This window comes from Enterobacter cloacae complex sp. HYC042_NIDB, assembly GCF_056673315.1.
Genome location: NZ_CP109650.1, coordinates 2,114,330 through 2,134,692 on the forward strand (window position 1 = coordinate 2,114,330; position 20,363 = coordinate 2,134,692).

The 20,363-nt window shown below is 56.4% G+C and carries 20 protein-coding genes; 15 read left to right on the forward strand and 5 right to left on the reverse strand.

All coding sequences use genetic code 11. The features are described from left to right. The gene (locus tag OKF39_RS10115; protein ID WP_479983739.1) at nucleotides 1–684 is read right to left on the reverse strand and encodes a TVP38/TMEM64 family protein; all 684 of its coding nucleotides are present in this window, start codon (nucleotides 682–684) and stop codon (nucleotides 1–3) included. A gap of 6 nt (nucleotides 685–690) precedes the next feature. After that, nucleotides 691–1,497, reverse strand: a complete 807-nt coding sequence (gene xthA, locus OKF39_RS10120) for an exodeoxyribonuclease III (RefSeq protein ID WP_032644863.1) — start codon at nucleotides 1,495–1,497, stop codon at nucleotides 691–693. Nucleotides 1,498–1,930: 433 nt separating this feature from the next. On the opposite strand from xthA, the gene astC reads away from it, so the two are divergent. The 7 genes from astC (at nucleotide 1,931) to ves (ending at nucleotide 9,641) form a co-directional block, all read left to right on the forward strand. Beyond that, a complete protein-coding gene (gene astC, locus OKF39_RS10125) occupies nucleotides 1,931–3,151 on the forward strand; it encodes a succinylornithine/acetylornithine transaminase (protein WP_479983740.1) in 1,221 nt (406 codons plus the stop codon). Further along, nucleotides 3,148–4,182: an arginine N-succinyltransferase gene (gene astA, locus OKF39_RS10130; RefSeq protein ID WP_041910463.1), complete on the forward strand. Its 1,035-nt coding sequence runs from the start codon at nucleotides 3,148–3,150 to the stop codon at nucleotides 4,180–4,182. The genes astC and astA overlap by 4 nt, the downstream gene beginning before the upstream one ends. After that, nucleotides 4,179–5,666: a succinylglutamate-semialdehyde dehydrogenase gene (gene astD / locus OKF39_RS10135; RefSeq protein ID WP_248177792.1), complete on the forward strand. Its 1,488-nt coding sequence runs from the start codon at nucleotides 4,179–4,181 to the stop codon at nucleotides 5,664–5,666. Before astA ends, astD begins: the two co-directional genes overlap by 4 nt. Continuing rightward, nucleotides 5,653–6,978 carry an N-succinylarginine dihydrolase gene (gene astB, locus OKF39_RS10140; protein WP_100170438.1) on the forward strand — a complete coding sequence of 442 codons (1,326 nt, stop codon included), beginning with the start codon at nucleotides 5,653–5,655 and terminating at the stop codon, nucleotides 6,976–6,978. Before astD ends, astB begins: the two co-directional genes overlap by 14 nt. Before the next feature lie 10 nt (nucleotides 6,979–6,988). Further along, the gene (astE, locus tag OKF39_RS10145; protein WP_059355651.1) at nucleotides 6,989–7,954 is read left to right on the forward strand and encodes a succinylglutamate desuccinylase; all 966 of its coding nucleotides are present in this window, start codon (nucleotides 6,989–6,991) and stop codon (nucleotides 7,952–7,954) included. Nucleotides 7,955–8,291: 337 nt separating this feature from the next. Further along, on the forward strand, nucleotides 8,292–8,786 hold the full coding sequence (gene spy, locus OKF39_RS10150; RefSeq protein WP_028012795.1) for an ATP-independent periplasmic protein-refolding chaperone Spy: 495 nt from the start codon (nucleotides 8,292–8,294) through the stop codon (nucleotides 8,784–8,786). Nucleotides 8,787–9,083: 297 nt separating this feature from the next. Then, a complete protein-coding gene (gene ves / locus OKF39_RS10155; protein WP_041910459.1) occupies nucleotides 9,084–9,641 on the forward strand; it encodes an environmental stress-induced protein Ves in 558 nt (185 codons plus the stop codon). Here ves and cho read toward each other — a convergent pair. Beyond that, nucleotides 9,619–10,497, reverse strand: a complete 879-nt coding sequence (gene cho / locus OKF39_RS10160) for an excinuclease Cho (RefSeq protein ID WP_479983741.1) — start codon at nucleotides 10,495–10,497, stop codon at nucleotides 9,619–9,621. The two genes, ves and cho, sit on opposite strands and share 23 nt — an antisense overlap. A gap of 121 nt (nucleotides 10,498–10,618) precedes the next feature. Beyond that, nucleotides 10,619–11,443 (reverse strand): ammonia-dependent NAD(+) synthetase, encoded by an 825-nt coding sequence (gene nadE / locus OKF39_RS10165; RefSeq protein ID WP_048959444.1) that lies wholly within the window; start codon nucleotides 11,441–11,443, stop codon nucleotides 10,619–10,621. Between the two features lie 232 nt (nucleotides 11,444–11,675). Here nadE and osmE point away from each other — a divergent pair, with 232 nt between their 5' ends. From osmE to chbG, 7 genes are all read left to right on the forward strand, one after another. Next, nucleotides 11,676–12,020, forward strand: coding sequence for an osmotically-inducible lipoprotein OsmE (osmE, locus tag OKF39_RS10170; protein WP_003857836.1), 345 nt, complete (start codon nucleotides 11,676–11,678; stop codon nucleotides 12,018–12,020). A 281-nt stretch (nucleotides 12,021–12,301) separates the two neighbouring features. Beyond that, nucleotides 12,302–12,619 carry a PTS N,N'-diacetylchitobiose transporter subunit IIB gene (chbB, locus tag OKF39_RS10175; protein WP_014883474.1) on the forward strand — a complete coding sequence of 106 codons (318 nt, stop codon included), beginning with the start codon at nucleotides 12,302–12,304 and terminating at the stop codon, nucleotides 12,617–12,619. Between the two features lie 80 nt (nucleotides 12,620–12,699). Then, nucleotides 12,700–14,058 carry a PTS N,N'-diacetylchitobiose transporter subunit IIC gene (chbC, locus tag OKF39_RS10180; RefSeq protein WP_028012799.1) on the forward strand — a complete coding sequence of 453 codons (1,359 nt, stop codon included), beginning with the start codon at nucleotides 12,700–12,702 and terminating at the stop codon, nucleotides 14,056–14,058. A gap of 47 nt (nucleotides 14,059–14,105) precedes the next feature. Beyond that, entirely contained in the window at nucleotides 14,106–14,453 is a 348-nt protein-coding gene (gene chbA / locus OKF39_RS10185; RefSeq protein ID WP_028012800.1) for a PTS N,N'-diacetylchitobiose transporter subunit IIA, read from the forward strand. A gap of 29 nt (nucleotides 14,454–14,482) precedes the next feature. Further along, the gene (gene chbR, locus OKF39_RS10190; protein WP_032644864.1) at nucleotides 14,483–15,301 is read left to right on the forward strand and encodes a transcriptional regulator ChbR; all 819 of its coding nucleotides are present in this window, start codon (nucleotides 14,483–14,485) and stop codon (nucleotides 15,299–15,301) included. A gap of 109 nt (nucleotides 15,302–15,410) precedes the next feature. Next, nucleotides 15,411–16,766 carry a 6-phospho-beta-glucosidase gene (locus tag OKF39_RS10195; RefSeq protein WP_028012802.1) on the forward strand — a complete coding sequence of 452 codons (1,356 nt, stop codon included), beginning with the start codon at nucleotides 15,411–15,413 and terminating at the stop codon, nucleotides 16,764–16,766. An 11-nt stretch (nucleotides 16,767–16,777) separates the two neighbouring features. Continuing rightward, on the forward strand, nucleotides 16,778–17,527 hold the full coding sequence (gene chbG, locus OKF39_RS10200; RefSeq protein ID WP_126326152.1) for a chitin disaccharide deacetylase: 750 nt from the start codon (nucleotides 16,778–16,780) through the stop codon (nucleotides 17,525–17,527). A gap of 111 nt (nucleotides 17,528–17,638) precedes the next feature. On the opposite strand, the gene katE is transcribed toward chbG, so the two are convergent. Next, the gene (gene katE / locus OKF39_RS10205) at nucleotides 17,639–19,888 is read right to left on the reverse strand and encodes a catalase HPII (protein ID WP_479983742.1); all 2,250 of its coding nucleotides are present in this window, start codon (nucleotides 19,886–19,888) and stop codon (nucleotides 17,639–17,641) included. A 203-nt stretch (nucleotides 19,889–20,091) separates the two neighbouring features. Between katE and cedA the strand changes: the two genes are divergently transcribed. Further along, a complete protein-coding gene (gene cedA / locus OKF39_RS10210) occupies nucleotides 20,092–20,331 on the forward strand; it encodes a cell division activator CedA (protein WP_028012805.1) in 240 nt (79 codons plus the stop codon). Nucleotides 20,332–20,363: the final 32 nt, after the last annotated feature.

Below are 20,363 nucleotides of genomic sequence, written 5' to 3' on the forward strand. Positions count from 1 at the left end.
TCACTTTTTATCAGCAGGGAGATAGCGGGAAAACAGCCGGCGCGTAACCAGCGGTAATAACCCCAGTAGTGTAAAGGCGAATACCACGCCCGGCGACAAAATATCGCGCAGCGATGCCACATTTCCCAGCTCCCGCCCGGCGTTCAGAAAGATAACCGTCGCGGGCAGCATGGCGAGCTGGCTGACCCACCAGTAGCGCCGGACCGTGATGCGGGTCAGCCCCATCAGTAAATTCACCAGGAAAAACGGGAACAGCGGCATCAGGCGAAGGGCAAAAAGATAGCCCGCGCCGTCGCGCGCCATGCCCGCATTTACCGTTGCCATCTGTCGGGCAAACCGCCGCTGCACCCAGTCGCGCAGCAGGTAACGGCTGGCGAGCATCGCCAGCGTGGCCCCGAGCGTGGAGGCAAACGAAACCAGCACGGTGCCTTCCCACAGCGTAAATAACGCCCCGCCCAGCAGGGTCAGAACCGCCGCGCCGGGTATCGAGAGAGCGGAAACCGCCACGTAAAGCGCAAAGAAGATCAGCGCGCTACGCAGCGGCGCGTGGTCGACATGGGAGAGTAGCGTCTGCTGGTGGGTTTTAATGCCTGCCAGAGAGAGCGTGTCAGGCGGCAGAATGACAAATGTCATAAGAAATGCGCCCAGAAGGGCGCACAGGAAGAGTGTTTTTCGTATGTTCACGCGCGATTACAGCTTGAATTTAGCCCATACCGGCGCGTGGTCCGACGGTTTTTCCATGCTGCGGATGTCGTAGTCGATCCCGGTTTCGATGCAGCGCTCCGCCAGCGGTGTACTCGCCAGCAGCAGATCGATACGCAGGCCGCGGTTGTCGTCAAAGCCCTTCGAGCGGTAGTCAAACCACGAGAAGCGGTCCTGCGTTTCCGGGTTGGCATTGCGGAAGGTATCCACCAGGCCCCAGCCCAGCAGGCGCTCCATCCACTCACGCTCTTCCGGCAGGAAAGAACATTTGCCGGTGCGCAGCCAGCGCTTGCGGTTCTCTTCGCCGATGCCGATATCCAGATCCGTTGGGCTGATGTTCATGTCGCCCATGATCAGCACCGGATTCTCTTTTTTCAGTTCGGTCGTCAGATAGTTCTGCAGATCCTGATAAAACTTCGCTTTGGCCGGGAATTTTGTCTCGTGATCGCGGCTCTCACCCTGCGGAAAATAGCCGTTAATGACCGTAATATTCCCGAGCGCGGAAGGCACTTCCGCCATGATGATGCGGCGCTGGGCTTCTTCACCGTCGCCGGGGAAGCCGCGGCGCACGGAAACCGGCGTGTCTTTGGTGAGCAGCGCGACGCCATAGTGACCTTTCTGACCGTGGTAAAAGACGTTGTAGCCGAGTTTCGCCACCTCTTCGAGAGGGAACATGTCGTCGTGAACCTTGGTCTCCTGCAGGCCGATCACATCTGGCTGATGTTGCTCAACAATGGCTTCTAGCTGATGAGGGCGGGCGCGCAGGCCGTTGATATTAAAAGAGACAAATTTCATAGTCGCTGCCAGTGCAAGGTGAATAGTGCATGGATGGTAGCAGAATTTGCGTCAACTGTTACCGGGTTCGACCAATAACTGCGACAGATAATGCCGGTGGTGCAATATTTGCACCATTCTGACGCGCTTCGCCCTCAAACAGGGCGTAAAGGGCCGATAAATTTCGGGAGCGATCACAATTCCAGAATTATATTTGGCCTGTGCATACTCTTTCTGATTTTCATGCGGCAAAGCGCCGCTTGTCGTAAAAATATTCACTTTTTATGCACTAACAGTGAATAACTCCATATTGTAACCTATTGATATTCTGTTACCTCACCCCGTTTATGCATTTTTATCGCTGGCTGGCACGAAGGCTGCAATCTACATTCACAGTGCAAACACTCAATTATTTAACATTCAAATAACTTTTTATTTACCGGATGAGGTCGCTATGTCTCTGTCAATTACGCGTGAAAATTTCGATGAATGGATGATGCCGGTTTACGCTCCGGCGGCTTTTATTCCGGTTCGCGGGGAAGGCTCACGCCTGTGGGATCAGCAGGGTAAAGAGTATATCGACTTTGCCGGGGGGATTGCGGTGAATGCGCTGGGTCATGCCCATCCGGCGCTGCGTCAGGCGCTGAACGACCAGGCGGCGAAGTTCTGGCATACCGGTAACGGCTTTACCAACGAGCCCGCACTGCGCCTGGCGAAAAAGCTGATTGACGCGACCTTCGCCGAAAAAGTCTTTTTCTGTAACTCCGGCGCGGAGGCCAACGAAGCGGCGCTGAAGCTGGCGCGCAAATATGCCCACGACAAGTTTGGGGCGCACAAGAGCGGGATTGTGGCGTTTAAAAATGCTTTCCACGGGCGCACGCTCTTTACCGTGAGCGCGGGCGGCCAGCCTTCTTATTCGCAGGATTTCGCTCCGTTGCCGCCGGATATTCGCCACGGCGTTTATAACGATCTTCAGTCCGCCAGCGAGCTGATTAACGACACCACCTGCGCGGTGATTGTCGAACCGATGCAGGGCGAGGGTGGCGTACTTCCGGCGCAAAAGGCATTCCTGCAGGGGCTGCGCGAGCTGTGCGACCGTCACGACGCGGTCCTGATTTTCGACGAAGTGCAGACCGGCGTGGGCCGCACCGGCGAGCTGTATGCCTATATGCACTACGGCGTGACGCCGGACGTTCTCTCTACCGCCAAAGCGCTGGGCGGCGGCTTCCCGATTGGCGCGACGCTGACCACCGATAAATTCGCCAGCGTGATGACCGTGGGCACCCACGGCACCACCTACGGCGGTAACCCGCTGGCGACCGCCGTCGCCGGACAGGTTCTCGACATCATTAACACCCCTGAGGTGCTGAAGGGCGTTAAGCAGCGTCACGAGTGGTTCGTTGAGCGCCTGAACGCCATTAACGGCAAGCTTGGCCTGTTTAAAGAAATTCGCGGCCTGGGGCTGTTGATCGGCTGCGAGCTCACGGCTGAGTTTGCCGGAAAAGCGAAGCTTATTTCACAGGAAGCGGCAAAAGCGGGCGTGATGGTGCTGATTGCCGGTGCCAACGTGGTGCGTTTTGCCCCTGCGCTGATTGTCAGCGAGGAAGAGGTACAAACCGGTCTGGATCGTTTTGCGCTGGCGTGTGAGAAGGTGAAATCCGGGGTGTCATCATGATGGTCATCCGTCCCGTTGAGCGCGGCGATATTGCCGGGCTCATGCAGCTTGCCGGTAAGACGGGAGGCGGGCTGACCTCGCTTCCTGCCGATGAAAAAACGCTGTCGGCGCGCATTGAGCGCGCCCTGCAAACCTGGCAGGGGACGTTGCCAAAAAGCGAACAGGGTTACGTGTTCGTGCTGGAAGACACCGAAACGGGGAGCGTGGCCGGGATCTGCGCCATTGAAGTGGCCGTCGGGCTTAACGACCCGTGGTACAACTACCGCGTCGGCACGATGGTTCACGCCTCGAAAGAGCTAAACGTCTATAACGCGCTGCCCACGCTGTTTCTCTGCAATGACCACACGGGCGCCAGCGAGCTCTGTACGCTGTTCCTCGACCCGGCGTGGCGCAAAGAGGGCAACGGCTATCTGCTCTCCAAATCGCGCTTTATGTTTATGGCCGCTTTTCGCGATCGCTTTAACGAAAAAGTGGTGGCAGAGATGCGCGGCGTGATCGACGACAAAGGCTACTCGCCCTTCTGGGAGAGCCTGGGCGAGCGCTTCTTCTCGATGGAGTTCAGCCGGGCGGACTATCTCTGCGGCACCGGCCAGAAAGCGTTTATCGCGGAGCTGATGCCTAAACATCCTATCTATACCCATTTCTTAACGCCGGAAGCGCAGGCGGTAATTGGCGAAGTGCATCCGCAAACCGCGCCTGCCCGCGCGGTGCTGGAGAAAGAGGGCTTCCGCTACCGTAACTATGTCGACATCTTTGACGGCGGGCCAACGCTTGAGTGCGATATCGACCGCGTGCGCGCCATCCGTAAAAGCCGCCTGGTTGAGGTATCCGAAGGCCAGCCCGCGCCGGGTGACTGGCCGGCATGCCTGGTGGCGAACGAAAATTACGCCAACTTCCGCGCCATGCTGGTGCGGACCAACCCGAAATGTGAACGTCTGGTGCTGACAGCTGCAGAGCTGGATGCCCTGAAATGTAACGCCGGCGATACGGTTCGCCTGGTGCGTCTCTGCCCTGAGGAGAAAACAGCATGACATTATGGATTAACGGTGACTGGGTAACGGGCGAAGGCGAACAGCGCGTAAAAACCAATCCAGTTGGAAAAGAGGTGCTGTGGAAGGGAAATGACGCCAGCGTCGCGCAGGTCGAGCAGGCCTGCCGTTCCGCACGACACGCGTTTCCCGCGTGGGCAAAACGGCCATTCGCCGAGCGCCAGGCGCTTATTGAAAAATTTGCCGGACTGCTGGAGGCCAACAAGGCCGAGCTGACGCGCATCATCGCGTCCGAAACCAGCAAACCGCGCTGGGAAGCGGCGACCGAAGTGACGGCGATGATCAATAAAATCGCTATTTCGGTTAAGGCGTACCACACCCGCACCGGCGAGCAGCATACCGAGATGCCGGACGGCGCGGCCACGCTGCGCCACCGTCCGCACGGCGTGCTGGCGGTGTTTGGCCCGTATAACTTCCCGGGGCATCTGCCGAATGGTCACATTGTGCCCGCGCTGCTGGCGGGCAATACCGTCATCTTCAAACCGAGCGAGCTTACGCCGTTAACCGGCGAGGCGGTGGTGAAGCTGTGGGAGCAGGCCGGGCTGCCGCCGGGCGTGCTGAACCTCGTGCAGGGCGGACGGGAAACCGGCCAGGCGCTGAGCGCGCTGAGCGATATCGATGGCCTGCTGTTTACCGGCAGCGCCGGAACGGGCTATCAGCTGCACCGCCAGCTGGCGGGGCAGCCGGAGAAAATTCTGGCGCTGGAGATGGGCGGCAACAACCCGCTGATTGTCGAAGATCCCGACGATATCGACGCTGCGGTGCACCTGACGATCCAGTCCGCCTTTATTACCGCCGGACAGCGCTGTACCTGCGCCCGCCGCCTGCTGGTCAAGCGCGGCGCGCAGGGGGATGCCTTCCTGAAGCGTCTGGTAGAGGTGAGCGCGCGGCTGGTGCCTGGCGCGTGGGATGCCGATCCGCAGCCGTTTATCGGCGGGCTGATCTCCGAACAGGCCGCGCTGAACGTGCTCAACGCCTGGCAGGACCACGTAGCGCGTGGGGCGAAAACCCTGCTGGAGCCGAAGCAGGTTCAGCCGGGTACCTCGCTGCTGACGCCGGGCATCGTTGAGATGAGCGGTGCGAGCAGCGTGCCGGATGAAGAGGTGTTTGGCCCGCTGCTGTGCGTCTGGCGTTACGACGATTTTGATACGGCCATTGCGATGGCGAATAACACCCGCTACGGCCTGTCGAGCGGGCTGATATCGCCGCATCGCGAGAAGTTTGAACAACTGCTGCTGGAAGCGCGTGCCGGGATCGTGAACTGGAATAAACCGCTGACCGGGGCGGCGAGCACCGCGCCGTTCGGCGGCGTGGGCGCCTCGGGCAACCATCGCGCCAGCGCCTGGTATGCCGCCGATTACTGCGCGTGGCCGATGGCGAGTCTGGAAACCCCGGCGCTGACGCTGCCGGAGACGCTTAACCCGGGGCTCGATTTTACGAAGGGAGAAGGCCATGAAAGCGCGTGAAGTCAACTTTGACGGGCTGGTGGGGCTGACGCACCACTATGCCGGTCTCTCCTTTGGTAATGAAGCCTCGACGAAGCACCGCTTTCAGGTCTCCAACCCGAAGCTGGCGGCGAAGCAGGGGCTGCTAAAAATGAAGGCGCTGGCGGATGCCGGCTTCCCGCAGGCGGTGATCCCGCCGCAGGAACGCCCTAACGTGGCGGTGCTGCGCCAGCTAGGATTTAGCGGTACGGACGAGCAGGTCGTCGAAAAAGCGGGTACGCAGACGCCGCATTTGCTCTCTGCGGCAAGCTCTGCCTCTTCAATGTGGGTGGCCAACGCGGCCACCGTCGCGCCGTCAGCCGATACGCTGGATGGTAAAGTCCATCTGACGGTGGCGAACCTGAATAATAAGTTTCATCGCGCCACCGAAGCGGACACCACCGAGCGCGTGCTGCGCGCTATTTTCAAGCATGACGCCCATTTTGAGATCCATCAGGCCCTGCCGCAGGTGGCGATGTTTGGCGACGAAGGCGCGGCCAACCATAACCGGCTGGGTGGCGATTACGGCGATCCCGCCGTGCAGCTGTTTATCTACGGGCGGGAAGAGGGTGGCCACGCCGCGCCAACCCGTTATCCAGCGCGTCAGACGCTCGCGGCCAGCCAGGCGGTTGCGCGCCTGAACCAGGTCAATCCTTCCCAGGTGATTTTTGCCCAGCAGAACCCGCACGTGATCGACCAGGGCGTGTTCCATAACGACGTGATTGCCGTGTCCAACCGCCAGGTGCTGTTCTGCCATGAGCAGGCCTTTGCCCATCAGGATAAGCTGCTCGCCACGCTGCACGAACGCGTGCCCGGCTTTATGCCGATCCAGGTGCCAACGCAGGCGGTCAGCGTGCAGGACGCGGTCGAAACCTATCTGTTCAACAGCCAGCTGCTGAGCCGCGATGACGGCAGCATGATGCTGGTGCTGCCGCAGGAGTCCCGGGATCATCAGGGCGTGTGGCGCTACCTCACCGAACTGGTGAAGGCCGATAACCCGATTGACGAGCTGCGCGTGTTTGACCTGCGCGAAAGCATGGCTAACGGCGGTGGCCCCGCCTGTCTGCGCCTGCGGGTCGTGTTAACGCCAAATGAAATACAGGCCGTTAACCCGGCAGTCATGATGAATGAGACGCTCTTTAACACCCTGAACGACTGGGTGGACCGCTACTATCGCGACCGGTTAACGCAGGCCGATCTGGTTGACCCGCAGCTGCTGCGCGAAGGGCGCGAGGCGCTGGACGCATTATCGTCAATCCTGCAGCTGGGCTCGGTTTACCCGTTCCAGCGCTAAAGGAGTGAATATGGAAAATTTACTGGCGCTGACCCTGGCCGATGAAACGCCGGACCAGAGTGAGGGGGAAGGCCCCTCATTCCGCTGGCGGTGGCTGGGGCGCGGGGTGCTTGAGCTGACGCCGAAGGCCGGCAGCGCGTTATCGCTGCTGCTTTCCACGGGGATCCACGGGAATGAAACTGCACCCGTTGAGATCGTCGATGGGCTGCTGCGCGCGCTGTATCGCGGCGAGCTCGCCCTTGCGTGCCGCGTGCTGGTGGTGCTTGGCAATCCGCCTGCGCTGGCGCAAAACAAACGGTACCTGGTTAGCGACATTAACCGCATGTTCGGCGGTCGCTGGTCGCAGTTTCCGCAGAGTGACGAAACGGCGCGCGCGCAGTGGCTGGAGAACGTCGTGACAACGTTTTTTGCCGCGGCGGGACCGGCGCGCTGGCATCTGGATCTGCATACGGCGATCCGCGCCTCTTACCATGTCAGATTCGGCGTTCTGCCGCAGCGCAATCAGCCGTGGGATGAAGCGTTTCTGAGCTGGTTGGGGGATGCCGGGCTGGAGGCGCTGGTGTTTCATCAGTCGCCGGGTGGGACCTTTACTCACTTCACTTGCGAACGGTTTGGCGCGCTGTCCTGTACGCTGGAGCTGGGAAAAGCGCTACCGTTCGGACAGAACGATCTCACGCGCTTTGCGCCAACGGAGCTCGCGCTTCGGGCGCTGCTCGGTGGGACGGCTACCGAGCACGCACATCAGCCCGTTGAGCGGTACCGGGTCGTACAGCAGATCACCCGCCGCAGCGAGGCTTTCCAGCTTCACATGGCCGCGCACACCCTGAACTTCACGCCGTTTCGCAAAGGGGCTCTGCTGGCGGAAGATGGCGAAGAGCGTTACGAGGTGCAGAAAACCACCGAATATGTGCTGTTCCCCAACCCCTCCGTAGCGTTTGGCCTGCGGGCTGGTCTGATGCTGGAAAAACTCACCTGAACCTTTCCCCTCTCACCATCCGGGAGGGGAAGTAAAAATGTTTTCTTAGCGATTAAAGCGCTCTGATTTCTTTTACGGAATATTCCTGGCGAATTGCTTTATTATTCACCGTCACTTCGTTATACTTCTGCTAAATAGCTTTAAAATCATCGTATTGAATATTTTTTGTTGCAACTCTCCACGCTTTATCCTTATTTCCTCCACATTTGGCGAAAAAATGTTTTTTACACTTTCATTGTTTTACCGTTGCTCTGATTAATTGACGATAAACCCCGTAAAGTTAATCTCGTCAACACGGCATAGCGCCGAAGAATAACTGAAAGAAAGGAAATAAATTATGCGTAAGTTTACTGCACTGTTTGTTGCTTCTACCCTGGCTCTGGGCGCTACCAGCATGGCGTTCGCCGCAGATACCGCAACCACCACCGCCGCGCCAGCTGAAGGCAAAATGATGATGCATCATAAAGGCAAGCCGGGTATGCACCACGAGATGATGATGTTCAAAGATTTGAACCTGACGGACGCGCAGAAGCAGCAGATCCGCGACATCATGAAAAGCCAGCGTGACCAGATGAAGCGTCCTCCGCTGGAAGAGCGCCGCGCAATGCATGACATTATTGCCAGTGACAGCTTCGATAAGGCGAAAGCCGAAGCGCAGATCGACAAAATGGCCGAGCAGCACAAAGCCCGCATGCTGGCCCACATGGAAACCCAGAACAAGATCTACAACATTCTGACCCCGGAACAGAAAAAACAGTTTAATGCTAATTTTGAGAAGCGTCTGACAGAACGTCCGGCGATGGAAGGTAAAATGCCAGCACCAACCGAATAATCGGTTCACTCTCTTAAGACCGCCGGGATCCTGTCCACAAAAGCGAAATCGCTGTGGACAGGACCGGCGGTTTTTCTATTCTGCCCTCTTGCCTGCCGCCGCCAGCGCGGTATTCTCCTGTAGTCGCTTCAGAGAATGTCTGTAGAGTCATGGCGTTAGCATTTTTATTAACGTTCCGCTAAGGCCTGCCCGCTCTGCTGCCGATACTGTGTCTGTGAATACCTAACGATAACAAACAAGACTGCAGGGGTAGCGATATCCTTGCCCTGGCACGGGTTGTGCCATTCAGGAGTGGTGATGGAGTTCTTTGATATTCGTAAGATGCCGGTCAGCCTCTGGCGCAATGGTGCTGGCGAAACGCGAGAAATTTGCTGTATCCCTCCCGCGACGCGCGATTTTTACTGGCGTGCCAGTATCGCGACCATCGCCAGCAACGGCGAATTCTCCTCGTTTCCCGGTGTCGACCGGGTCATTACCCTGCTGGAAGGCGGGGAGGTGACGCTGGATGCCGGTCAGGCGTTCTGCCATACCCTTAAACAGCATCAGCCTTACAGTTTTGCCGGCGATTTGCCGGTGAAGGCGCTGCTTTCCGATGGCAGGATGGCGATGGATTTCAACATCATGACCCGGCGCGACTGCTGTCAGGCGAAGGTGCGGGTTGCCGATCGTACTTTTACCACCTTTGGTTCGCGCGGGGGCGTGGTGTTTGTATTAAGCGGGGCGTGGCAATTGGGTGATAAATTGCTCACGGCCGATCAGGGCGCCAGCTGGCAGGAGGGGACCCATACTCTGCGTCTGCTGGAGTCTCAGGGCACCCTGCTGTTCAGTGAAATTAACTGGCTGCCGGGTCACTGAGCGCGATGATCTCGAACTTGCCCGCTAATACGGGCTTGCAGAGGATTTTGTAGCCGTCGTGGTCGAATCCCGCGGGGGTGCGCAGCAGGGTTGCCGCGTCGCTTAAATCATCGACCGCCCCCAGCCAGAGCCAGTTATTGACGATGTGATACTGCGTCATGGTTTCACCCACTTCTTTTAGCGCAACGGCGCCGTCCCACGGCCAGCAGTTGACGCTGATCCCGGCCAGGCCCGCGAGGAGCCGGGCGTGATGCGCCTCAACGCTCTCTTTTCCGCAGCAGGCGCCTGCGCAGCGCTTCAGAGCGGAGCGGAAACAGGCGCGGCCCCGCGTGGTGCCCTCTAGCCCTAAAAGGCTATAGCAAAGCTGCAGCTCGTCCGCGAGCGCCTGCAGAGACTGTAGGGCGGCACGCTTGTTTGCGAACAGCCCGAAGAGATTCGGGGCGTGGGAGAAATCGACCTCGCGGGCGTAGACGACCTGCGGCTTGCCGTCGGCGATCTGCAGGGAGCAGAGCTGGCGGTTGCGGCGCAGGCGCTTATTGAAGAGCGGCTGATGCTCTTTTATCAGCCGGGCTTCCAGCAACAGCGCGCCCATTTCTCCCGCCGTCTGGAACCAGGTAATGCGTCGCGACTGGCGCAGCATGGCGGCCTCGTCCGGGGTGCGCAGGTGGGATAACACCCGGCTGCGAATGTTAACGCTTTTGCCGATGTAGAGCGGCAGGGTCTCGCTTTCACCGTGAAAGATGTACACGCCCGGCTGTTTAGGCAGCGCCTCAAGCCAGGGGCGAAGATGTTCGGGATATTCATAGATAGCCGCCGCTTCAAACTCAAGACGCGGGGCTGATTGACGCCTGCTCACATACTGCTCCATATACTGTTCAGGTATACAGTGTAGCAGGTGTGCTGTGGTTAAAAAAGAGCCGGGTGGCGTGATGCCCTCTCCCTAAAGGGGAGAGGGAGCAAAGATTAACGTTTTGCGTTTATTTCCAGAAATCGTCAAACACCGTAATTGGCGTGTGGCGCTTGTGCTCGGTTTTCAGGTACCAGCCCTCGATAATTTTCGCGGTACCTTCATCCAGCGTTTTGCCTTCCAGATAATCATCAATGTTGTCATAGGTGACGCCAAGGGCCGCTTCATCCGGCAGGGAAGGGCGATCGTCTTCCAGATCCGCGGTTGGCGCTTTCTTGTACAGATGCTCAGGGCAGCCCAGCGCGGCGAGCAGCTGCTTGCCCTGACGCTTGTTGAGACGGAAAATCGGGTTGATGTCGGTGCCGCCATCGCCGTATTTGGTGAAGAAACCGGTGATCGCTTCTGCCGCATGGTCGGTGCCTACCACAACGCCTTTGGTCATCCCGGCGATGCTGTACTGCGCTTTCATGCGCTCGCGCGCTTTCTCGTTGCCGCGCACAAAATCACTCAATTCAATGCCCGCTTCGCGCAGCGCCTGCTCGCTTGCCAGCACCGAGCCTTTGATATTGACGGTAAGCACGCGGTCGGGCTGGATGAACGCGATGGCGTCCTGGCAATCCTGTTCGTCCGCCTGAACCCCGTAAGGCAGACGCACGGCGATAAACTGCAGCGCTTCGTCGCCCGTCTCTTCACGAAGCTCTGAAATCGCCATCTGGCAGAGTTTACCCGTCAGGGTAGAGTCCTGCCCGCCGCTGATGCCCAGCACCAGGGATTTCAGGAAAGCGTTCTTTTTTAAGTACGACTTTAAAAAATCCACGCTGCGGCGGATCTCTTCCTGTGCATCTATCGCAGGCTTAGCGCCCAGCGCCTGAATAATCTCTTGTTGCAGAGCCATCATGCCCTCCGTATGCAGAACATAAACAGAATGTGTTAACTGTTAAAACTAACCCTTTGGGCGGAAAACGACAAGGATCACAGTTTCGAGTGCGTTAATTTGCGGCGATTTAGCAGCTTATCGTTGTTTTATTAGAATTTTCCGAAATTCGTCTGGCGTAAATCACAAAGTTGAACAATAGTACTTTTTATCCCATGCTTAGATAACACGCTGATAAACAAGAGGACGGAATATGAACAAGAACGTAGCAGGAATTCTTAGCGCAGCGGCGGTACTGACGATGCTGGCAGGGTGTACGGCTTACGATCGCACCAAGGATCAGTTTACCCAGCCCGTGGTTAAAGACGTTAAAAAAGGGATGACACGTTCGCAGGTGGCTGCGATCGCCGGCAAGCCTTCTTCTGAAGTGACCATGATTCACGCGCGCGGTACGTGTCAGACTTATATCCTGGGTCAACGTGATGGTAAGGCAGAAACCTACTTCGTCGCGCTGGATGATACCGGACATGTGATTAACTCTGGCTATCAGACCTGTGCTGAATACGACACCGATCCGCAGGCACCTAAGGCGCAGTAACCCTGCTTGCCTGAAGATGTTAACAAACCGGCCTCTGGGCCGGTTTTTTTATTCATACGTTAATCTTATTTCTTTGCGCGAATTATTTGCCTGAAATGTGAAGGTAGTCAACAAGCCAGGTCAATGAGAGACAATTTAGGCCTATCCAGAATTATCTCCCCTCTGTACCATTGCGTATACTCACTTCAACGATAAACAACAGTACGCAAGCTACCTGTCTGCCGGGACAGCGAGTCGAGTGATAGCGCGACGGCAGGTAGTCATACAAGAGGGAAATTATGATGGAAAAGAAACATATCTACCTGTTCTGCTCAGCGGGCATGTCAACCTCGCTTCTGGTGTCAAAGATGCGCGCGCAGGCTGAAAAGTATGAAGTTCCTGTGGTGATTGAAGCGTTTCCGGAAACGCTGGCGGGCGAAAAAGGCCAGAAAGCCGATGTGGTGTTACTGGGGCCGCAAATTGCCTATATGTTGCCCGAAATTCAACGACTGCTACCGAATAAACCGGTCGAAGTGATCGATTCGGGGCTGTACGGCAAGATCGATGGTTTAGGTGTACTTAAAGCTGCTGTGGCAGCCATTAAAAAAGCTGCTAATTAATTTTTATTTTTCCCGTCAAAGAGTTATTTCACACACAATTACGCCGTAACATGCGTTACGGCATTTAAGGGTATTTTCCTATGAGTAAAGTCATCGCTTCACTTGAAAAGGTACTCCTTCCTTTTGCTGTTAAAATAGGAAAGCAGCCTCACGTTAATGCCATCAAAAACGGTTTTATTAAATTAATGCCGTTGACGCTGGCCGGGGCCATGTTCGTTTTAATTAACAACGTTTTTCTGAGCTTTGGTGAAGGTTCCTTCTTTTATTCATTAGGAATTCGGTTAGACGCTTCCACTATTGAAACCCTTAATGGTTTTAAAGCCATCGGCGGCAACGTATATAACGGTACGTTGGGTATTATGTCGCTGATGGCGCCTTTCTTTATTGGGATGGCGCTGGCTGAAGAGCGGAAAGTGGATCCGCTGGCCGCCGGATTATTATCCGTTGCCGCGTTTATGACCGTCACGCCTTACAGCGTGGGTGAAGCCTACGCCGTTGGCGCAAACTGGCTGGGCGGAGCCAACATCATCTCCGGTATTGTTATCGGCCTGGTGGTGGCAGAAATGTTCACCTTTATTATCCGTCGCAACTGGGTTATCCGCCTGCCGGATAGCGTGCCGGCCTCCGTTTCTCGTTCATTTTCCGCGTTGATCCCAGGCTTCATTATCCTCTCCATCATGGGGATTATCGCCTGGGCGCTCTCTCACTGGGGCACGAACTTCCACCAGATCATCATGGACTCTATCTCTACGCCGCTGGCGTCGATGGGTGGCGTGGTCGGTTGGGCGTATGTGATTTTCACCTCTCTGCTGTGGTTCTTCGGCGTGCACGGTTCACTGGCACTGGCCGCGCTGGACAGCGGAATTATGACCCCATGGGCACTGGAAAACGTTGCGCTTTACCAGCAGTACGGCTCCGTTGACGCGGCGCTGGCGGCAGGTAAAACCTTCCATGTGTGGGCGAAGCCGATGCTTGACTCCTATATCTTCCTGGGTGGTACCGGGGCGACCCTGGGTCTGATCATCGCGGTCTTTATTGTCTCTCGTCGCGCTGACTATCGTCAGGTGGCGAAACTGGCCCTGCCATCAGGCATCTTCCAGATTAACGAGCCGATTCTGTTCGGTCTGCCAATCATCATGAACCCGGTAATGTTTATCCCGTTCATCCTGGTGCAGCCGCTGCTGGCAGCGATCACCCTGACGGCCTACTACATGGGTATTATTCCACCGATCACCAACATTGCTCCGTGGACCATGCCAGCAGGTCTGGGTGCCTTCTTTAACACCAACGGTAGCGTCGCGGCCTTCCTGCTGGCGATATTCAACCTCGGGATTGCCACCCTGCTGTACATGCCGTTCGTGGCGATTGCGAACAAAGCTGCCACCATCATTGATGAAGAAGAGAGCGAAGAGGAAATTGCCCTCTCACTGAAATTCTAAGATTGACCGGCGCGGGGAAGCCCGCGCCAGCCACAAGGAGCTAAAACATGTTAGATTTGGATAGTATCGTCGCAGACGAAGCCGCAGAGAACGATCTCGAAGAAGTGGTGATGGGCCTTATCATCAACTCCGGGCAGGCGCGCAGCCTGGCGTATGCCGCACTGAAGCAGGCCAAGCAGGGCGATTTCGCCGCCGCGAAAACCATGATGGAGCAGTCCCGCACGGCGCTGAACGAAGCGCACCTGGTGCAGACAAAGCTGATTGAAAGCGACCAGGGCGAAGGGAAGATGAAGGTCAGCCTGGTGCTGGTACACGCTCAGGATCACCTGATGACGTCCATGCTGGCGCGTGAGCTGGTGGCGGAGTTGATTGAGCTTCACGAGAAAATGCACTAGGTCGGATTGAGCAGCAGGAGGTCAGCACGATGGAAATCAAAACCGCATTTGAACAGCAACTGTTTAATGGCAAAAATTTTCACGTGGTTATCTACAACAAGACGGAGAGCGCCAGCGGTCTGCACCAGCATGACTACTATGAGTTCACGATTGTTCTGACCGGCCGCTACTACCAGGAGATCAACGGTAAGCGCGTCCTGCTGGAGCGAGGGGATTTTGTCTTCCTGCCGATGGGTTCCTATCACCAGAGCTTTTACGAATTTGGCGCGACCCGCATTCTGAACGTGGGCGTCAGCAGACGCTTCTTTGAGAAGCACTATCTGCCGCTGGTGCCGTTCTGCTTTGTGGCGTCCCAGGTATATCGTGTGAAAAACGAGTTCATGACCTGGATTGAAACGGTCATCGCCTCGCTTAACTTCCGCGACAATGAGTTTGATGAATTTATTGAAACGGTGACCTTCTACGTGATGAACCGGTTGCGGCATCACCGTGAAGAGCAGCAGGTGACGGATGATGTTCCACAGTGGCTGCGCAGCACCGTGGAACTGATGCACGATAAAGGCCAGTTCAGCGAAAATGCGCTGGAAAATATGGTATCCCTCTCGGGGAAATCCCAGGAATATCTGACCCGCGCGACGCAGCGTTATTATCGTAAAACGCCGGTGCAAATAATTAATGAAATCCGCATTAATTTTGCCAAAAAACAGCTGGAGATTACCAACTATTCTGTCACCGATATTGCCTATGAGTCAGGATATAGCAGTCCCAGCCTGTTTATTAAAACTTTTAAGAAGTTGACCTCATTCACACCGAACAGCTACCGGAAGAATTTAACGGTAATTAATTAACTTTCGGCGGATTACCCGCCATAAATATTGCTTTAATGGCTTGCCCAAATAGCGGGAAGAGTACGCTATACCTTGCAGGCGATTAACCTGATACGCTAAGGGAGATATTATGCAAAAGAAATTAAAAGTCGTAACCATTGGTGGCGGCAGCAGCTATACCCCGGAATTACTCGAAGGTTTTCTGAAACGTTATCATGAATTACCGGTCAGCGAATTATGGCTGGTGGACGTTGAGGAAGGTCAGGAGAAGCTGGATATTATTTTCGACCTGTGCAAGCGCATGGTTGAGAAAGCGGGCGTGCCTATGACCGTGCATAAATCCCTCGATCGTCGCCTGGCGCTGAAAGATGCGGATTTCGTTACCACTCAGCTGCGCGTCGGCCAGCTAAAAGCGCGCGAGCTGGACGAGCGTATTCCGCTGAGCCACGGCTACCTGGGGCAGGAGACCAACGGCGCGGGCGGCCTGTTCAAAGGCCTGCGTACCATTCCGGTGATTTTCGACATCGTCAAAGATGTGCAAGAGATCTGCCCGAACGCGTGGGTGATTAACTTCACTAACCCGGCCGGAATGGTGACCGAGGCGGTATATCGTCATACCAATTTCAAACGCTTTATCGGCGTCTGTAATATCCCGATCGGCATGAAGATGTTTATCCGCGACGTGCTGGAGCTGACCGACAGTGACGATCTCTCAATCGATCTGTTCGGCCTGAACCACATGGTGTTCATTAAAGACGTCATCGTGAACGGAAAATCGCGCTTTGCCGAACTGCTCGACGGCGTGGCTTCCGGTCGCCTGACCGCGGCCTCCGTGAAGAACATCTTTGACCTGCCGTTCAGCGAAGGGCTGATCCGCTCGCTGAATCTGCTGCCGTGCTCGTACCTGCTTTACTACTTCAAGCAGAAAGAGATGCTGGCTATCGAAATGGGCGAGTACTATAAGGGCGGCGCGCGTGCGCAAATCGTTCAGAAAGTTGAGAAGCAGCTGTTCGATTTATATAAAGATCCGAACCTGAACGTTAAACCGAAAGCGCTTGAGCAGCGCGGTGGGGCCTATTACTCCGATGCAGCGTGTGAAGTGATCAACGCCATCTACAACGACAAGCAGGCGGAGCACTATGTTAACGTGCCGCATCACGGCCATATCGACAATATCCCGGCGGACTGGGCCGTCGAGATGACCTGCATTCTGGGGCGCGAGGGGGCTAAACCGCATCCACGTATCACCCACTTCGACGACAAAGTTATGGGCCTGATCCACACCATCAAAGGCTTTGAAGTGGCGGCGAGCAACGCGGCGCTGAGCGGTGAACTCAATGACGTGCTTCTGGCGCTGAACCTCAGCCCGCTGGTGCATTCCGACCGCGATGCGGAGCAGCTGGCCAGCGAGATGATCCTGGCGCATGAAAAATGGTTGCCGAACTTTGCCGCCACGATTGAGAAGCTGAAGTTCAAACAACACTGAGAGGACGCACAATGGAAAACCTGCTGATCGTTAATGCTGATGACTTTGGCCTTTCGAAAGGCCAGAACTACGGCATTATTGAAGCCTGTCGCCGCGGGGTAGTGACCTCTACAACGGCACTGGTGAACGGTGAAGCGGTTGAACACGCGGCGCAGCTGAGCCGCGAGGTGCCAGAGCTGGGTGTCGGCATGCATTTTGTGCTGACGCTCGGGATGCCGCTTTCGCCCATGCCAGGCCTGACGCGTGACGGTCTGCTGGGCAAATGGATTTGGGAACTGGCGGAGCAGGACGCTCTGCCGCTCGAAGAGATTGCCCGTGAGCTGGACTGCCAGTACAACCGCTTTGTTGATCTTTTTGGCAAGGCGCCGACGCACATCGACAGCCACCATCATGTGCACATGATCCCGGCGATTTTCCCGATTGTTGCGGCGTTTGCCCAACGCAAAGGCGTGGCGATGCGCGTGGATCGTGAGGCGCAGGGCGTGCCGGACTGTGCCGTGACAACAACTGAGGGGTTCAGCAGTGCCTTTTACGGTGACGAGATCGACGAAGCGCTGTTCCTCAAGGTGCTGGATGATTCCGCCGCGCGGGGGGAACGGTCGCTGGAGGTCATGGCGCATCCTGCCTTTGTCGATAACACCGTGCGTAAGAGCGCCTACTGCTGGCCGCGCCTGGCGGAGCTGGATGTCCTGACGTCGCCGTCGCTGAAATACGCCATTGCCGAGCGTGGGTATCGGTTGGGGACGTTTGGGGATCTGTAAGAAGTGCCGGATGGCGAGGTAAAAGCAAAACGGTAACCTGGGTTACCGTTTTTATTGTTTTCTCCCTCTCCCGTGGGTGAGGGCATCAGGCCGCACAACCGGGAATGGTTTTTACGCCGGAATCTGATCAATCTTACTGCTGCGCGACCAGACACGGTGCGCGGCGAGCAAATCAAACAGCTTCGTCATAAACGCATCGTCCACGTTATCGCCCTCGACAATGCCGTCCTCACCCTGATCGGCCACCTTCAGCTGTGCTTTAAACTGACGCGCGTCGCCGGATAGCGCAATGGGCTTCAGGTGCTTATAGGCTTCCAGCAGATAATAGACGGCGTCGCCGTTGGTCAGCAGGCTGGCAATATCCCCGCACGGCACGATCACCGCATCGACGGTCAGCGATGGCGCACCGGCAAAGGTCGCCGCGACCGGCAGCACAGAACCATCGTCGGCGGTCACTTCACCCATGCGGGAATAGAGCAGTTTGGCGTGTACGCCCTGGGTTTTTAGCGCCTGCATAATCCCCAGCACGTCGCTGGCGCGAGTTTTGTCGTTCAGCAGGATGGCGACCACGCGGCCCTTAATTGAACCACCCGGCACCGCATACAGGCTCAGCGATGGATCTTTCTTCACGCCGTTAACCTCTTTCGGTGGCGCAAGGTTACGCTGTTCGTCCGTTAGTGTGATACCAAGGTTATCCGCCACGCTCTGGGCAAGCTGAATATCAATGCGCGCCAGCTGATCGACCACGCGCTCGCGGATGTAGGTGCGCACCACTTTGCTCAGTTCGAAGCTAAAGCCGCCGATGATGTGCTGTTGCTCAATCGGCGTCTGGCTGTTCCAGAACAGGCGAGGGTGGGCGTAATACTCACCGAACGAGGGGCTGCGCTCGCGAATTTTGTTGCCGTCGATACGCTCCTGGTACGATTCGAATCCGCCGCGTTTCGGCCCCGGCGAGGTTTCTCGCGGCCAGTTGTCGTTGATGGAGTTCGGCTCATAGTTTGCCGGGTTGGTATCAATATCCTGACGGTGCATCCCGTCGCGCTGGAAGTTATGGTACGGGCAGGTTGGGCGGTTAATCGGTATCTCGTGGAAGTTCGGCCCGCCAAGACGGCTAATCTGCGTATCGGTATACGAGAACAGACGTCCCTGTAAGAGCGGATCGTTGGTGAAATCCAGTCCGGGGACGATGTGGCCCGGGTGGAACGCGGCCTGCTCGTTTTCGGCAAAGAAATTATCCGGGTTGCGGTTAAGCACCATTTTCCCCACCAGCTGAACGGGCACCAGCTCCTCAGGGATGAGTTTTGTCGGGTCAAGCAGGTCGAAATCGAACTTAAACTCGTCTTCTTCCGGGATCAGCTGTAAGCCCAGTTCATATTCCGGGAAGTCACCCGCTTCAATGGATTCCCACAGTTCACGGCGATGGAAGTCCGGATCGCGCCCGGTGAGCTTCTGCGCCTCGTCCCATACCAGCGAGGCTTTGCCCGCTACCGGCTTCCAGTGGAAGCGCACAAACGTGGCTTTTCCTTCCGCGTTGATCATGCGGAAGGTATGAATACCGAACCCTTCCATCGTGCGATAGCTGCGAGGGATCCCACGGTCGGACATCGCCCACATCACGTTGTGTAAGGTTTCAGGCTGCAGGGAGACATAGTCCCAGAAGGTATCGTGCGCACTTTGTCCCTGGGGTATGGCCCAGTGGGGCTCCGGTTTTACCGCATGGACAAAGTCAGGAAATTTATGCGCATCCTGAATGAAAAACACCGGGGTGTTATTGCCCACCAGATCGAAAATACCCTCTTCGGTATAAAACTTGGTGGCAAAGCCGCGGATATCACGCACCGTATCTGCCGAACCTGCGCCACCCTGCACGGTGGAGAAACGCACAAAGACCGGCGTGATTTTATCCGGGTCGGAGAGGAAATCCGCTTTGGTGATCGCTTTCAGGCTTTTATAGGGCTGGAAGAAGCCGTGCGCCGCAGAACCGCGCGCGTGAACGATGCGTTCCGGAATTCGCTCGTGGTCAAAATGGGTAATTTTTTCCCGCAGGATGAAATCTTCCAGCAGGGTCGGCCCGCGCGCGCCTGCGCGAAGGGAGTTTTGATCGTCAGCAATGCGCACGCCCTGATTGGTGGTGAGTGCAAAACCTTCGCCGCCTTTACGGTGTGGCTCAAGCGATTTCAGCTTCTCGTTTCCGGTGTCCGGCGATTTCATGCTTCCCGGCGCGGTTGGTTGTTCGCCAGGGGCTGATGGGCCCGGCGCGGGGCGGTGAGAGCCGTCAGCAGGGGCGAGAGAGTCCATACCCGGTTGAGATTCTTCAGTGCCATGAATCGGTGATTGATGTGATTTATCTTTGTTCGACATTGCACGCTTCTCCTTTATCCATTGCTAAAAACCCTATTAAGGATAGAACAATGTCGTGAGATAGCTCGCTAACTAAGCGTTTTCATATGACGTTATTAACGAAAGGAGCCATCTCACCCACTCGGAGCGCGACGTAAGGCAGCAGGATCGGCTATCATAGAATTTTCCTGCTTCAAGAATTTGCTTTAGTGAATCCGTCGCTTATGAAACCTCTTCGTCAACAAAACCGCCAGGTTATTAGCTATGTGCCCCGCGTTGAGCCCGCGCCGCCTGACCATGCCCTGAAAGTGGATGGTTTTCGTGATGTCTGGCTGCTTCGCGGTAAATATGTGGCTTTTGTCCTGATGGGGGAACATTTCCGCCGGTCACCGGCGTTTTCCGTGCCGGAGTCAGCCCAGCGATGGGCGACGCAAATCCGCCAGGATGAAGAGGTTGAAGAATAACAGCCATAAAAAAACCGCCATCAGGCGGTTTT